This is a genomic window from Sphingobacterium bovisgrunnientis, assembly GCF_009829085.1.
Lineage (GTDB): Bacteria > Bacteroidota > Bacteroidia > Sphingobacteriales > Sphingobacteriaceae > Sphingobacterium > Sphingobacterium bovisgrunnientis.
Genome location: NZ_WUQY01000011.1, coordinates 71,864 through 87,064 on the forward strand (window position 1 = coordinate 71,864; position 15,201 = coordinate 87,064).

A 15,201-nucleotide genomic window follows, 5' to 3' on the forward strand; every position below is an offset into this window, starting at 1 on the left:
TTCGAGAGAATCGTCTAACGACATTACTTCTATTTTTAACAATTTTTGCGTTACTTAACATTGTCTTTAAAAAGATCTCTTACTGATTTTCCGAATTCATCCATATCGTGCGTGAACTCTCGTTTGAAAGATTGATTTTTTTCGATAAAATTCTTATCAAATTTTTCGATATTTCTTTCAAATTCCACATTTCTTTTGTGCAAATTGTCTCGCAATATTTCTATTCTCCCTTTAGAACTGTCGTAAGCAGCTTTAAGATCTTGCCTATTTTTATTTGCAGAGTTTTCGATTCTTAATTCCAATTTTTTCAAGTCATTTTCCAACGCAACAATAGAACTGTCGGATTCAATTTGAAAGCGATTCCAATCTTGGATTTCCTTTGCTTTGGCAACCTGAATTTGTTTAGTTTGCGCATCCTGTAATGCATCTTTTGCCTTGGTTAAATTTTGATTTGCGTCTTTCACCTCCTTATTGGAAGGTTGATTGCAACTGAACATAAATGCTGATATTGCAAAAACTAATACCGCTATCGTTTTCATAATTTTTATTTATTGCTTAAATTATATTCTTTTCTGCTGTTTGCATTCTTCCTCACGCTCTACGCTGTTTATCATCTAACTGCGGACCCAAGAACATACAGAATGTGATTACCATCTGCATTTTCACTATTGCATTTGGTCTGTTAAGGTGGGTGGATAATGAATTGAGCATCTATTTCGTGGTGCTTAACTTCCTTAGCAGGTGGGGTTCCAAAAGAAGGTTGTTGCAAATAGTCTTGCTGTGTTAACGTTTCTATACCTATGGACGTATGTGTTGATGCATATTTTTCCAACAGCGTGGCTAATGAATTATAATAGTCAGTGAGGTTTTGAGGAGTAATATTTCTCGTATCCTTAGAAGCAGCATCTACATGCATTTCTTTGATATATTTAGAAAGTTCTGGGTAATTACGATGAATTTTCATTGTAATATTTAGTATGTCTATATTAAGATCTCGTATGGTTTTCATATTATGTTATTTTTAGAAATTTTTGATTGCTAATTCTTTTTCACTTGGATTGGATTAAGTAAAGCATAAAACACGAATTCTCTAATGGATTTGCCTTTTAAAAGCTCACCATGATTCGAATAAAAAAGATGATGTTTCTGTTTATCCATTACCAGTGGACGGCTAAAATTAATGTTGTACATCTTTAGCATATCTTTGAGATGAACTCATTTGATAAAGCGCATCATCTTTTTATTGGCTTGCTGTGAACATCCCTATGGATAACATTTATCTACTTCTTCATCACACTAAAATCCAACAGCTTACAAATAATTTCTTGTGGTTAAAGAACGAGAAAATCCCCCCTTCTAGCCCTATTTTGCTTAAAAACATAGATATCCCTTAATTACTTTGTCGTATGCTACTTATAAAGTGTTATTTCAACATCTTTTGAATCATTCACAAAACAGCACTTGACATTCTCGTTACCCCGATACTTCCTGAATTCCTTTATTCTTTCGGAAGAATCAAATCACTAATACTTTGGACCTATATAGTAAAAAAGCCGATCGATACTTTTAACTTATATTACCTTAATCTCCGGTTCATACAGCTATCGTATTCTCTATAAGTTCTCATTTCCATTTTAAAGACCTTTTTATTGGGAGCATACATTTTTATACATTTAAATACAAAGCTTATAAAACGCGTCACTTAAAACGATTTAAGAGCTTGTCTTTAAACACCTTGAAACCCAATCAAGCGCCTTTTTAGCAGCCTAATGCTGTAGAGATAATTTGTAATCTACTTCCAGATCATTTTTCATGTGCCAGACCCCTGGTGTATTCCATGCAATACGCTCAGCCTCGTCTTTCTCATACCAAGAATTCGATGTACCACTTAAGGTTACTGTTGTGTCTTTCACTGAAACCTCAATATTGCTATCATCAATAGCGCTTCTTCTAAGAGCATTTTCCACATCTACTTTTTTAATTGTATCACTTGACTCGGATCTTATCTTGATATGGTTTATTACACCTTTCACTCCGCTGAGATAATTTATAGCACTTTTCGCGATCTCACGTTGGTAATGCCATGGTAAATATCCTTCAAGCGTAATCCAACCGTTTTCGACTTTTACCGTTATCCTGTCCTTAGGAATTGACCAACTAGTTTTCAACGCTGCTAGGGCTGAACTTGCAATTTCGCTATCGGTTAGCATCCATTTACTTGGTAGATTAACCTCAATGTTCTCCACCAAGGCTTTTACACCAAGAACTTTTTTTGCAGCATTTTCAGCTACTATTTTTTTTGCATAGCTATCAACCTGACCGTTAAGGGAAACTACTCCATCTCTAGCGATAACACCAATCTCTGCCTCGTTCAATAAGGGCTCCCAATGGATAGCATTCTGAACGTCTGTTTGTAATTCTGCATCTGTTTTCATCATTATGAAATTTAGAAACAAATAAATTTTTGCTTCAATACAAAGATGAAGTTTATAGTGAGAGACGGTTTATACAATTAGAAATAGTTGTAGTACAATTGGTTGGAATACATACTAACTTTACAGATCTTCTAAATTTCTTCGAATTCTTGTGGGAAGATTCTTAAAAAATGTAGGTGTACAACCTGTAATTTTTTTGAACTGTTTAGATAGATGAGAGACGCTTGAATAATTTAGCTGATAAGAAATTTGGGTAAGATTTAATTGATCATACATGATTAATTCTTTGATTTTTTCTATTTTATGCAAAATTATAAAATGCTCAAGTGTAACACCTTTGTTCTTAGAAAATACTTCAGCAAGATAATGGTAGTTTTTATTTAATTTTTCACTTAGAAGGATTGAAAAATTGATGTGTGGTATTTCTTTCGAATAATGCACCGTTTCTATTACGATATTAACTATTTTTTCTATTAGTTCTGTTGTGCCATCCTGTATGAGTTCTAGTCCAGAATGCTGTAAAACATTTTTCAACTTTATAAGCTGATTTTCAGTAATAGCTTTGGATAAATTTACTTCACCCAATTCTATTGACGTATAGGAAATATCCAACTTATCGAGCTCAGATTTCACAAGGATCTTACACCGATTGCTTACCATATTGTGAATAATTATTTTCATAATATTCTTAATTATATATCATTGGTTAAGCGACTTGGTAGAGTAAGATAATAAGAATTATATTATAAAAAGTATACAGCATAAATTGATATCCAAGCCCCTCAATGAAGGCATCATAAAATATAACGTTTAATGCGAGTAATTGTTTTTTTGTACAATGATTTGTTGCTTCAGATTAAATGTCATAGTATAGATTCTTCCGGTACTAATAGGTAGTATGATTAGTTTCTCATAGCATAATTGTATTTGACATTGCTTACAACTAATATTTATAATTTACAAGATTTGACTGCACAAAAAAGTGAATTTTGTTAATAGATTGAAGAAAAATGAAGTCTAGATTTAGTTTTATGAAAAGTGATTAAAATCTTCAATCTTCGTTACGACTTGTTTCCGCTGTGTAATACTATTAAATAGTTTTATTTTATGCAAAAAAACATTTTATTTATGCAGTACGATACGTTTTTTGTAAATATTTCCATTTTCATTGAGAAACATTCACAAAAAACTTCGCTACTATGTCTAAAAAATGTAATTACATCAGCACAAATCGTTCAAAACACTACTTAAAGTGTCATTTAATCTTCGTTTGCAAGTATCGTAAAAAGTTACTTGTCGGTCAGTTAAAAGATGATATGCGTTCTTTTCTCTTAAACATTACTTCTAATTCAGATTTTCAAATTGAAGTGTTTGAATCTGATTTAGACCACATCCATTTTCTTATTCGTTATATCCCTCGTGTTTCAATTACTTCTATTGTTCGCAAGTTAAAACAAGAATCTAATTATTACATTTCGCGTTCACCATACAGGTCATTCTTATTTAAACATTTTTGGAAAGAACATACTTTCTGGTCTGATGGTTATTTTGTTTGTTCAATAGGTGAAGCATCTCCTGATACTATTCGTGAGTATATTCTCAATCAGGGTTAGTCGCTTACATCCCACAGGCTAAACACCTGTGGGTTTTACGCTCCGTTTTATAAAAAAGCTTTCCCAACATTTTTTTTGAATAATAAACAGAATCCTTCCCCAGCTTGTCCATATAGCTTTTCGTACCCTTTCAAGTTAGAGATGTATTCTTTTAGTGGTTTATTTCTTAATGTTGATTTAAATTGCAAATCTGATATTTTAAATGAGAATTGACTATTATTTGGGTTTGGTGTATGTAAGAATAATGCATCACTATAACTATCATAATCGAGTAAAATCGCATAAAGCTGAAAGTCTTTTAACTGTTTAGTTTTATCCTCAAGTAAATCGAAATGCCTAAAAAGCTTATCTAAATGAGGCTTTCGGCTTTTAAATCTCTTATTTCCATAACCTTTCCAGTCAAAGTGTATATGCCAGTTATCAAACCAAGTTTCTGGATTTATAAATTCAAGCCAGGTTCCTTTGTCAAAGTCATTTTCAGTAGCAAGATTTTTATAATATCGATTAAGTCCTCTTTGTTTTTTAATTCTGCACATCTTATTACAATCCTCCTAAAATTAGACAAAACACTAATATTAGTGAAGCGAATTTAAAAAATGTTTTCCATTCCATTTTAACAGTATCATAGGTTGAAAGTTTTTCAAAAGAGCGCCTCAAGAAATTTAAGCTTACATCTTCAGTTCTATTTGAATACGTACAATTGCTATATACAATCAAATAATCCAATTGAAAACTTTCAGTGTATTTTTTCTGAATTTTTCACTTTTTGCTAATTAAAAACTGAACCGCTGATTATCTGCTGGTTACAACAATTCCTTCCCTAGGGTGAACTCTTTTTTTCACCCCCCTTCACTGTTTGCTAAAGCACATAATTTTTTGATTTGATAAAAATTAGAAGAAATATGTTTTAAAATTTTCAATTATTAAACAAACACTTAAATGGTTAACTCCTAAAGCGCTATAGTTATATGATTAAATCAGAAAGCATAGCCTAATGAAAATTAATAAAAACCTATTTCTAATAATGCATAAGAACAAAATAGCCAAGCTAAAGCAGAATAGCCAAAGCTTACATCCATTAAGTAATCATTGCGAGAATGATTCAATGATGTTCTTTGACAGCCAGGAACGAAGCATTATCCTTAATAAAAAGGAAATTTTGTGAAAGTGAGAATAGAGTCTATTCAATATACTGAAAGCACATTGGCAGGTGAATACCCGGTCTGTACAGACTGACGTGAGTAGTTCCGAATAAAAATAAAAATGAAATAAAACGATGATCCTCTAGATTTCCAGTGGATTCTTTTAAATCTATTGCAAACAGCCCTTTTGGTGAGCATATATACTTAACTGATAGCATATCAAGGGACACTAACCTTTAGAAAAATAAAATCTTTTATTTATAAATCATTAAACATGTCAACATATGTTAATATTGAAGAATTTCAAAATATACGGATTTCAGATTTTCTTGCCGCCCTAGGACATTATCCTGAAAAGAAATCTGGTAAAGAACTTATCTATCATAGTATGCTTCGGCAAACCTCTCAATCCACGCCTTCTTTTAGCGTTTGGGATGATGGAGGTAAATGGATCGATAGAGGGGGCGCCAACCATTCAGGGATTTACGGCGGTGGGATTATTCAACTCGCCCTGGCTTACTGGCCTGAGCTTTCCTTTAAAGAAGTGCTTCTTGAAATGCGAAACACACTTAATACCCGACCCATCAGCTCTATAAATAATTCCTTACTGCAGAATGTAGATGTTCAAAAGTCTCAAGACTATGCCTTTAAGCTGGTTAAGACTAAACCTCTAGGAACAAACTTCTTGCTTACCAAATACCTGGAATCTAGAGGGATTTATGACGTAGCACAAGGGCACCTTCAGGAAGTATATTATAAAAACCACTTGAATAAAGACTCTTTAACAAGCTATTATGCCATAGGCTGGCAGAATGAGCATAAGAATTTTGAGTTCACCACCATTAAAGGCTTCAAAAGTAGCATTGGGGCTAAAGGAATTTCAATAATTCCAGGATCTGATGAAAATCATGCTGCCGTATTTGAGGGCTACATGGATTACTTGAGCTGGTTAAAACACACAAGTAATCCTCAGTTATCCCCTACCATTTATGTACTTAATTCCATAGCACAACTAAATAAAACCATCGATAGAATTAAGAGCATCAAACAAATAGATCTATTTCTAGATAACGATAAAGCGGGAAGGCAAGCTACTATGAATATTATAAATGCTATACCACATGCCAAAGATCGTTCAAATCAGTATCAAGGCTACAAGGACTTTAACGAGATGCTTGTAGATAAAATTGGCTGTAAATATCATTCCTTCAATAATTTTTTAAAGCGCTAAAACATTTTTAGTATGGAAAATAAAACGTCAAAATTAACGGCTAATCACAAAGAACCTAAAAACAGATACCATCTGTCTCTTACATCTACTGAACATACTAAGTTAACAGCATTAGCTAAAAGCTTAGGCATGAGTAAATCAAAAATTGTTAGATTAATGGTTATTGAAGAGTCTAACATTATGCTTTGTAATACTGTGGAGCTTATAAAAGCTTTAGATACATTAGGCACGCATTTAGCGCAGATTAGAAATTCACTTGAGCCAACAATTCCTTATTACTTTACTAAGGAGAAAAACCCCGAAGATAACATGCATATCAGCGCTGTAACGCTAGCAAATATAGAAGACTATTTTCTCTCGTTAGGCAAAATTGAGGCTGCATTTTCAGAATTATTAAAAATAGTAAAGAAGATGAAATGAAAGTTATAATTTTTAATAATCAAAGCTCATTTAAGGGTGTAATGTATAATATAGCTAAGGTTAGCAGTGATAGAGCTGAATTAATGTGCGCAGAAAATTTTCATGCCCTTAGCATATTAAGAGATATAAAACCTCAAGATTATATTGATTATTTACTCAGCATATCTACTGCCAGCCGGATTGAAAAACCCCAATTTCACGCTGTCATTACTTGCCAAAAAGAAATCCAAAGTAAGTGGAACTTGACTTTCATGGCTATAGAATGGCTTGAGAAAATGGGATATGGTAAACAGCCCTATTTAATTTTTTTTCACTACGACACAAACGTAAATCATGTCCATATTGTCTCAACACGCGTGGGTAGGAATGGAAAAGGGATAAGCGACAGCTTCGAAGGAATTAAAGCATATACTGAGCTTAACAATGTTCTGGGCATAGATTCTAAAAAACAGGCACAAGATGATCTTCATAAGGCATTAAGCTATACATTCTCATCGCGCATGGATTTTATAATGCTTTTATACGCATTTGGATACAGCGCTCAAATTAAAAATGGCAATCTGGGTTTGATAAAACATGGAAAAATACAAGCAGAGGTTTCCCTTAAGAAAATATATGACAAGATAGCAAACGGCGAGCGATCTAATTTGAGATTGCAGGAGCTGAGAGAAATTTTTGCCGCGAATCTGAAAAAACATGATGCCTCCATACAAATTAAAGAGTATATGAAATATCAAAAATTTTCATCATCCCCAATAAGGTGCACATCCGAATTTATTTCGCAGCTTAAAAACAGCCACAACATTCAGCTTATTTTTCACGGAAGAAGCCGTAAAATGCCAACTGACTTCTGCGTAATAGATCATCAAAGTAAGACCATCTTTGAGGGTAGCTACATATGGCCATTGTCTGACTTTATCCGCCCTGTAAATAATAGTCTTACGCAGCCTAGAACGCAATCCGATTTTATAGACAGGAATGACGGTTTAGACGCTACTTATAAAGAAAGCTCTGGGATTTCAATACTTGATTTCCAAATCGATATTATCGAAGAAGTAGAACCCAATGCACTATATAAAAGAAGGAAAAATAAGACAAACACAATCCCCTAAAACCAAAGACAGCTATGATCATTCTTATAGGAAATATTAAAGGGGGCGTTGGTAAAAGTATCCTCACGCTAGCTCTGGCAAATTATCTCACGCAAGAGCATAGAAGATGGGTCAGTGTATTGGACTTAGATTTCAAGCAATGCCTAATTAATATGCAGAAAAATACCCAAATTCTGCAAACTCCATCCTTATATACGATATATGACAAACAACAAGCAGAAAGCATAAATCTACTCTTAAAGATTAAAGAGAATCCACATAAAATTCTGCTGATTGATCTTCCTACCAGTATAGAGGATACGCATGCTATGGACTACGTTTCACGTGCCGATCTTATTTTATGCCCTTTTAGTTATGACCAATTTACCATTCACGCCACGCTGCTTTTCAGCTTAGTACTATCCAAATTGAATCCTCGAGCGCCATGGTGCTTTATTCCCAATAGGATAAAGAATTCTGCAAAAATTGAATCTAAAAAGGATATTGAGCTCACACTTTCAAAATTTGGAACCATTACATCGGTAGTTTACGATAGGATTGATTTTCAAAGACTAAACAACATACATACACCAACAAGTCTATTAAGTTTACTACTTCCTACCCTAGACAGCATTTACCATCAGTATCTGCAAAGATAAATCTAAAATTTACATTTTCTATTAATTAATTATGAACTGGTTTACCTTTTTATTTAGCCTTGCTACAGGCTATGTGATCTATTATGTTCTCAACATTATTTATGATCTATATATCAACACGGCAAAGGCCTCGCCTAATAACCCGCAGCAGCAGGAAATAATAATACCGCAGCCTAGTGAGCCAATAAAGGTCACTTTAAGTAAAAAAGAGACTAATCAAGCTGCTAAAAAAGTAGGGGTGTCGACTCAAGAAAAAAAATCTCAGGCTCTACCTATTACCCCCATTGCAAGCACTGCCCCTATTAGCTTTAAAGATCTCTTGGTGCTCGTACAAAATGAGGTTATAGAGTACACTAAAGCAATCCCCTATTAACGTCAACTCATGCAAAAACAACTATGCTATCTTTTAATCCCCCTTAGTATTCTACTACATACCCATTCAATTTTTGCACAACCTGCAATCAATGAGTTTTATAGCGTAAGTAATCAAATTGACCGCTACTATATCGTCTTATCTGATCTAGCACTTGCTATAGGAGGAATATGTGGAGTATTAGGCGGATTACGGATTTTCAACAATTGGCAGTTTGGAAGAGACCGCATAGATGCGCAGATTGCCGGGTGGTTTTTCTCCTGTCTATTTCTATCCATACTTAGCGCAGCTCTTAAGGGGCTATTTCACTAAACTAACATTCAACAACTAAATAACTTAAAAACAATAATCATGAAACAAAATCTCAAAAAACTATTTTCTGCCATTTTACTTGCTATTTGGTCAGTAAACTTCATCTACGCTCAAGGGGGAACTGTGGGAATAAATGCAGCCACGTCGTCTCTAACAGGCTACGTAGACCCTATATCAACTTTAATACTTGCTATTGGCGCAGTTGTCGGCCTGATAGGTGGAATTCGCGTGTATATTAAATGGAATAGTGGGGATCAGGATATTAACAAAGAGCTAATGAGCTGGGGAGGCTCCTGTTTATTCCTGGTGTTAGTAAGTGTGGTGATTAAAGCATTCTTTGGCGTATGACACCGAAAAGTTATCCCATATACAAGGGGCTTCAAAAGCCCCTTACCTATAAGGGTTTTAAAGGAAAATATATTTACTGGGCACTTGGCTCATTAATATTAGGGCTATTTATAGGGGCCATTGCCGCGGCCTTAACCAACATGATAATAGCTGGACTTTGCGCCCTTGCAACCATGGGTGGCTGTATTGCGTTGATACTTCACCGGCAAAATAAGGGACCCTACCATAGAAAAAAATACCCCAGAATTTTTGTTCCCCAAACCAAACTATTAATTAGCTATGAGAAAAGTAATCAAAAATCTATTTGATATCCCCTACGCCGGTATAGACAATTACCAAGGTATTGATATACTCTATCACTTAAATGGTGATTATTCGGTGATACTAAAAATTAATAATCCCATTATGCAGTATGCCGCAGATGCAAAACTTTATATTCAGCATCATCAGATACTTCTTAATGCGGTTAAAATATTAGGTGAAGGGCATATGCTGCAAAAGCAGGATATATTTATTCGCAAAGCATATAAAGCAAATCAAAATCAAGAATTCCTTCACAGCAAATACCAAGAGCATTTCTCAGGGAGAGCCTATACAGAAATTCAAACCTATTTCACCATTACCCGTTCGGTAAAAAAAGGGGCTTTTTACACTTTTGATGCCAGAGATCTCTCCGCATTTATTATAAATATTCAAAAAATATATGAACTATTTTTTCAGGCAAACCTAGAGCCCAAAATACTTTCCAACCAGCAGATAAATCTGTTTGTCAAGCGCGTTATGTCTTTAAATTTCAAAGATGAAAATATTACTTTAGATAATATTAGGCCTGAAAACACAGAATTATCAATCGGTAATAAAAACGTTCGGGCTATCACACTTATTAACACCCAGAGTATAGATCTTCCTGAAACGATAAGCCCATATACTATAAAGAATGATTCCAATGCACAAAATTTCCCTATTGACAATTTCTTCTTTCTTTATAATGTTCCCGATTATCAGCTTATCATATACAATCAATTTATCGAAATACCAGCACAACGCCAGCTGATAAATAAATTAGAAGTTAAAAGAAATAGGCATGCGGGAATACCTGACCCCGCAAATACATTATGTGTAGAAGATATTGACAGATTATTAGTTGATGTTGCACGTGAAAACCAAATTTTGGTGCATGCGCACTTTAACATTTTGGTCTCAACATACCCCGGTAGTCTAGATAAGGCAACGAACTTTATAGAGGCTGCACTATTCCAACAGGGAATCATCACTTCCCGCAATGCCTTTAACCAGCTCGAGTTATTTCGTACAACCCTTCCTGCAAATGCTGTGGAATTAAAAAAGTATGATTGGTTTCTGACAACCTGCGATGCCGCGTTATGTTTGTTTTTCAAAGAACGATTGCCCAGCGATGAACCATCTGACTTTTTACTTTACTTCACCGACAGGCAAGGCATTCCTGTAGCTATTGATCCATCGGATCATCCCATGCAAACTGGAAGAATAAAAAATAGAAACCGATTCGTACTGGGATCATCAGGAACAGGAAAGAGCTATGCTATTAATGCTATCGTTCAGCAGTATCTACAGTACAATATGGATGTAGTAATCGTGGACGTGGGGCACTCCTACTCGGGCTTATGCAGTACTTATAATGGAAAATATATAACCTATAGTGATGAAAACCCCATTACCATGAATCCTTTTGCCATCACAAAAGAAGAATTTAATATTGAGAAAAAAGACTTCTTAATTACCTTAATATGCCTTTTATGGAAAGGATCTAACGGTGAGGCTTCAACCCTAGAACGTGACGTAATTTCAAAAGTAATTTCAGAATACTATATAGATTACTTCTCCTATAAAGCGGATAAGCGTACAGAGGAGCTAAATTTTAACAGCTTTTATCTTTTCGCAAAAAAACATATCCCAAACATCATGAAACAGGAAAATATTCCCTTTGATATAGATGAATTCTGTTTTGTACTTAAAAAATTCTATAAAGCCGGAGAATATGAACAGATTTTGAATGAACCTGCAGATAAATCTCTTTTTGACGAGCAATTTGTGGTGTATGAAATAGACAATATTCAGTCTAACACCATATTACTACCCATTGTCACCCTTATTATTATGGATATGTTTATCCAAAAGATGAGGCACAGAAAAAACAGAAGGAAAACGCTCATTTTAGAAGAAGCTTGGCGAGCTATCTCTTCTCCAATGATGGCAAATTTTCTGTTGTATTTAAATAAAACGGTACGTAAGTTCTATGGAGAGATAATTGAAGTAACCCAAGAAATAAACGACATCATAGGAAATCCCATAATCAAAGATAGTATTATTAACAACTCGGATACGGTTATACTTCTGCAACAAAAAGAAACTGATTTAAAAAAAGTAGCAGAACTTCTTAATATAAGTCCTGTCGAGCAGCTAAAAATTAGCACCATAAATAAGCTTGATAATAAGCATAATCGGTCCCGATTCAATGAATTCTATATTAGAAGAGGGAATTCCGGCGAGGTCTATGGCGTAGAGGTAAGCTTATATCACCACCTGGCCTTTACAACAGAAAAGCCAGAGAAAAGTGCTGTGGAAATATACGTGCGACACTTTAAAACCTACCCCAATGCCCTTACAGCCTTTGTGGATGACTTTAACAAATCGAAAATGAGCCTTCAAGATTTTGTTAACCAGGTAAATCTCACCAGCGCGCCCGTTGGAACAATTTATTTGTAAACCTTAAAATACTATTCCATGAAAATTCTCTCCATTATTTTAATGGTATTGAGCCTACACCTAGCCAATGCCCAAGTTTATATTGACCCTACTGTCGCAGCAGCAACAGCTACACATGCTGGAGTTATTAATAACCAACTTAATAATGTCAATGAAAACCTTACACTGATTCAACGTGGACAGCTTGCAATCACGGGTCAGTTAACTATAGCCAATGATTTGCAAAATCAAATTTATAGAGGTCTTTCAGAGGTATCGGGTGTAATGCGCTCGCTTTTAGCCGTTAAAGATATCACTGAAATTTCCGCCGACATTCTAGAAAACATTGAAAAAGCACTATTAATAGCAAAAGCCAACCCCATACTCCTACTTTTTGCAGAAGAAGGTGCGCGAGAGTTTAAAACTAGGGCTTCAAATTTAGCCTTAGAAGTGGGCACCTTCGCTCTAAAAGGCGGAAAGGAAAACCTGATGGATTCGGGTGAAAGGGCTAAGCTATTAAACTACATAAGAATTGAGCTTAACATACTGCGCGGAATAGCCTTTGGAATGCAAAGAAGCATGTTCTGGGCGCAGCAGCGCGGAATACTACAATCCTTGAATCCTTACAGCACCTTTATAAATATTGATAAGAGTATAGCTGATGATATTATTAGGAATTCAAGACTGGTTAAAAAATGAAAACGCTACTGCTCCTATTTACCTTTAACATGTGCCTACTGCCCTTGTCAAAAGCACAGCTTAATATTGAACTATTACATCAGCTTGTCGCTCACAGCAAACAAGAATATGAAAAACAGCAAACTCTTCGAAGCACCCAAGTTGTAGCGACAGCAAACCAAGAAATAAACAGCCAGCAAACCGCAACGCTAAAAAGTCGATACCGTGAGATCACAGGGCGATTTCAGGTGCTAGGGACAGCATTACTTATCCTTAATACATCGATGGAATCTTCCCAATTAATACAGCAGATTACCAACGAGCAGGAGCGCATACTCCACTATGTCCAGGATGACCCCAGCACGTTAAGGCTTGCCCTAAATTCTCAAAGCGAATTAATCCATAGAGCCCAACAGTTAGCCAGGTATATTTTAGGACTTATGCTCACAATCGGGGAGATTAATCAGATGAAGCAAAGTGACCGGCGAATATTTTATGCTCAGGTAATCACCGAGCTGAAAACTATATTAAGCATCTCAAGGAGTCTTGCAAACTCCATGTATTACGCCAGTGTACTTAAAAAGGTTAAATCCCAGCATGCATTTTCTGATTTCATAAATGAAGATAAACGTATCGTAGAGCGTATCCTATCGAAAATAAAAATCTTGACCCCATGAAATTAATATATATAATCGTTTTGTTCTTCTTTCCGATAAATTTTGCGCTAGCCCAAGGGGTGGTAACCGTCATTCATGATGCCAATCACCTGCGCACAGTTAATGAAAATGCTGCTGTACGCTTATCTGCGGAAAGCTACCACAAATCACTGCTTAGCCAAATAAATCAACAAGTAGATAATATCAATATAAATTTAAGCGCAGTGATATTAGTAAAAAACATCATTCATCAATCTTTAACTCATGTAGATCAAGGTTTGAAATCCTCTATCCAAGTGGTTGGTATTGGCAAACTTGTACAGGAGATATATAAAGAAAGCAGTGTGGTATTGCAGCTGGCAGCCCCCGCCCCATGGCTATTACTTTTTGCTGAGCAAGCCTCAAAATCTTTTAAAGATAGGAGCCTAAAACTTGCTGCCGAGGTATACGAATTTATATTAAAAGAAGGTACGGACATTTTAATGGATTACCAAAAACGAGATTATCTACTCACAAAAATAAGCTTAGAATTAAAAGTAATCAGAGCCCTTATATTTTCCATGCACCGCGCTATTTACTGGGCTAAAATAAATGGTATTGTGAAATCAATTAATCCGTATGCCAGCTTTATTAATACCGATAAGCAGAAAGCAGACGAAATTTTAAGGTACTACAACCTATTAAAGTAAATTATCCACTAAATTTTAAAAAAATGCTAAAATCAAAATTTTCATACCTATTGCTCTTCTATATCATCCTAAGCTTGAGCCCTCTCAATGGACAAACTGTACGGAAAATAAATGATAAACACATTGTCAATCAACAAGAGCGTATGGTTTTTAAACAATGGGATAAAAATAAATTTACGCCAAAAAAAGGCTTTCTAGGATTAAACCCGCAGTATTGGCTTACATGGGGCCTTCACCCAAACTATCCTAAAGTAGACCATCGCCCATTATCTGCTTCTGGACCTCAAACCCTACGCATGGGTATGCTACTGGCAATGAAAGAATCTACCCAGCGCTATAAACTACACAGCGACACCCTGCGGAGCACTTCCCTCACGGAAATATATAACTACGCTCCCCAAGTAAATTCTGCCGATCCACTATGGAATCTATACTATAAAAATGAGCTTAGCCCACTTCTAGAGGATCGTATTGATCATCTGAAAGATTTTTCTTACGAATTAAAAATAAACTTGATTGCCAAAGGAGTGCTAGACTGGTACATCCAAGAATTTGAAAGCCTAAGACAGAGACTCTCAATCGCGCAACAAAGTTACTTGGATAGAGGAAGTAGAATGCTTAGTTATCACCGTATACTGCAAGACTATCAACTACTCAATAGCAATTGGAATGCAAAAGTGCAGTATCAAGCTAAGTATCTCGCCCTAGCAAAGAAAATACATGTTTCCCCGAATGCCTTAAGCCTCCATATTCCTTCCATACCGCCCGGGCAGACAGACATTCAAATAGCCAACAAAATTCTTACGCGTCTATACGCTAAATAAACCTCA

General features: G+C 35.3%; 18 protein-coding genes. 13 read left to right on the plus strand and 5 right to left on the minus strand.

What is annotated here, in order from left to right; genetic code table 11:
* Positions 1-50 precede the first annotated feature (50 nt).
* From GOQ16_RS07400 to GOQ16_RS07415, 4 genes are all read right to left on the minus strand, one after another.
* Positions 51-539, minus strand: coding sequence for a hypothetical protein (locus tag GOQ16_RS07400; protein WP_160068707.1), 489 nt, complete (start codon positions 537-539; stop codon positions 51-53).
* Between the two features lie 143 nt (positions 540-682).
* On the minus strand, positions 683-1,009 hold the full coding sequence (locus GOQ16_RS07405) for a hypothetical protein (RefSeq protein ID WP_160068708.1): 327 nt from the start codon (positions 1,007-1,009) through the stop codon (positions 683-685).
* A gap of 757 nt (positions 1,010-1,766) precedes the next feature.
* Positions 1,767-2,438 (minus strand): BON domain-containing protein, encoded by a 672-nt coding sequence (locus GOQ16_RS07410; RefSeq protein WP_240140975.1) that lies wholly within the window; start codon positions 2,436-2,438, stop codon positions 1,767-1,769.
* Between the two features lie 117 nt (positions 2,439-2,555).
* On the minus strand, positions 2,556-3,116 hold the full coding sequence (locus GOQ16_RS07415; RefSeq protein WP_160068709.1) for a helix-turn-helix domain-containing protein: 561 nt from the start codon (positions 3,114-3,116) through the stop codon (positions 2,556-2,558).
* Between the two features lie 518 nt (positions 3,117-3,634).
* Between GOQ16_RS07415 and tnpA the strand changes: the two genes are divergently transcribed.
* Positions 3,635-4,048, plus strand: coding sequence for an IS200/IS605 family transposase (tnpA, locus tag GOQ16_RS07420; RefSeq protein WP_160068710.1), 414 nt, complete (start codon positions 3,635-3,637; stop codon positions 4,046-4,048).
* Positions 4,049-4,095: 47 nt separating this feature from the next.
* Here tnpA and GOQ16_RS07425 read toward each other — a convergent pair whose 3' ends face one another.
* On the minus strand, positions 4,096-4,584 hold the full coding sequence (locus GOQ16_RS07425; protein ID WP_160068711.1) for a hypothetical protein: 489 nt from the start codon (positions 4,582-4,584) through the stop codon (positions 4,096-4,098).
* An 880-nt stretch (positions 4,585-5,464) separates the two neighbouring features.
* On the opposite strand from GOQ16_RS07425, the gene GOQ16_RS07430 reads away from it, so the two are divergent.
* The 12 genes from GOQ16_RS07430 (at position 5,465) to GOQ16_RS07490 (ending at position 15,195) form a co-directional block, all read left to right on the plus strand.
* Positions 5,465-6,421, plus strand: coding sequence for a toprim domain-containing protein (locus tag GOQ16_RS07430; RefSeq protein WP_160068712.1), 957 nt, complete (start codon positions 5,465-5,467; stop codon positions 6,419-6,421).
* 12 nt (positions 6,422-6,433) lie between these two features.
* A complete protein-coding gene (locus GOQ16_RS07435) occupies positions 6,434-6,841 on the plus strand; it encodes a hypothetical protein (RefSeq protein ID WP_149914987.1) in 408 nt (135 codons plus the stop codon).
* Entirely contained in the window at positions 6,838-7,953 is a 1,116-nt protein-coding gene (locus GOQ16_RS07440; protein ID WP_160068713.1) for a relaxase/mobilization nuclease domain-containing protein, read from the plus strand. Before GOQ16_RS07435 ends, GOQ16_RS07440 begins: the two co-directional genes overlap by 4 nt.
* 14 nt (positions 7,954-7,967) lie before the next feature.
* A complete protein-coding gene (locus GOQ16_RS07445) occupies positions 7,968-8,591 on the plus strand; it encodes a ParA family protein (protein WP_160068714.1) in 624 nt (207 codons plus the stop codon).
* A 31-nt stretch (positions 8,592-8,622) separates the two neighbouring features.
* Positions 8,623-8,964, plus strand: coding sequence for a hypothetical protein (locus GOQ16_RS07450; protein WP_160068715.1), 342 nt, complete (start codon positions 8,623-8,625; stop codon positions 8,962-8,964).
* A gap of 9 nt (positions 8,965-8,973) precedes the next feature.
* On the plus strand, positions 8,974-9,276 hold the full coding sequence (locus tag GOQ16_RS07455) for a DUF4134 family protein (RefSeq protein ID WP_160068716.1): 303 nt from the start codon (positions 8,974-8,976) through the stop codon (positions 9,274-9,276).
* A gap of 39 nt (positions 9,277-9,315) precedes the next feature.
* Entirely contained in the window at positions 9,316-9,624 is a 309-nt protein-coding gene (locus GOQ16_RS07460; RefSeq protein ID WP_149914982.1) for a DUF4134 domain-containing protein, read from the plus strand.
* 279 nt (positions 9,625-9,903) lie between these two features.
* The gene (locus GOQ16_RS07470) at positions 9,904-12,369 is read left to right on the plus strand and encodes a TraG family conjugative transposon ATPase (protein WP_160068717.1); all 2,466 of its coding nucleotides are present in this window, start codon (positions 9,904-9,906) and stop codon (positions 12,367-12,369) included.
* Between the two features lie 18 nt (positions 12,370-12,387).
* A complete protein-coding gene (locus GOQ16_RS07475; RefSeq protein WP_160068718.1) occupies positions 12,388-13,047 on the plus strand; it encodes a hypothetical protein in 660 nt (219 codons plus the stop codon).
* Positions 13,044-13,703, plus strand: a complete 660-nt coding sequence (locus GOQ16_RS07480) for a hypothetical protein (RefSeq protein ID WP_160068719.1) — start codon at positions 13,044-13,046, stop codon at positions 13,701-13,703. Before GOQ16_RS07475 ends, GOQ16_RS07480 begins: the two co-directional genes overlap by 4 nt.
* Entirely contained in the window at positions 13,700-14,371 is a 672-nt protein-coding gene (locus GOQ16_RS07485; RefSeq protein ID WP_160068720.1) for a hypothetical protein, read from the plus strand. The genes GOQ16_RS07480 and GOQ16_RS07485 overlap by 4 nt, the downstream gene beginning before the upstream one ends.
* 23 nt (positions 14,372-14,394) lie before the next feature.
* Positions 14,395-15,195 (plus strand): hypothetical protein, encoded by an 801-nt coding sequence (locus tag GOQ16_RS07490; protein ID WP_160068721.1) that lies wholly within the window; start codon positions 14,395-14,397, stop codon positions 15,193-15,195.
* The last annotated feature ends 6 nt before the right edge of the window (positions 15,196-15,201 follow it).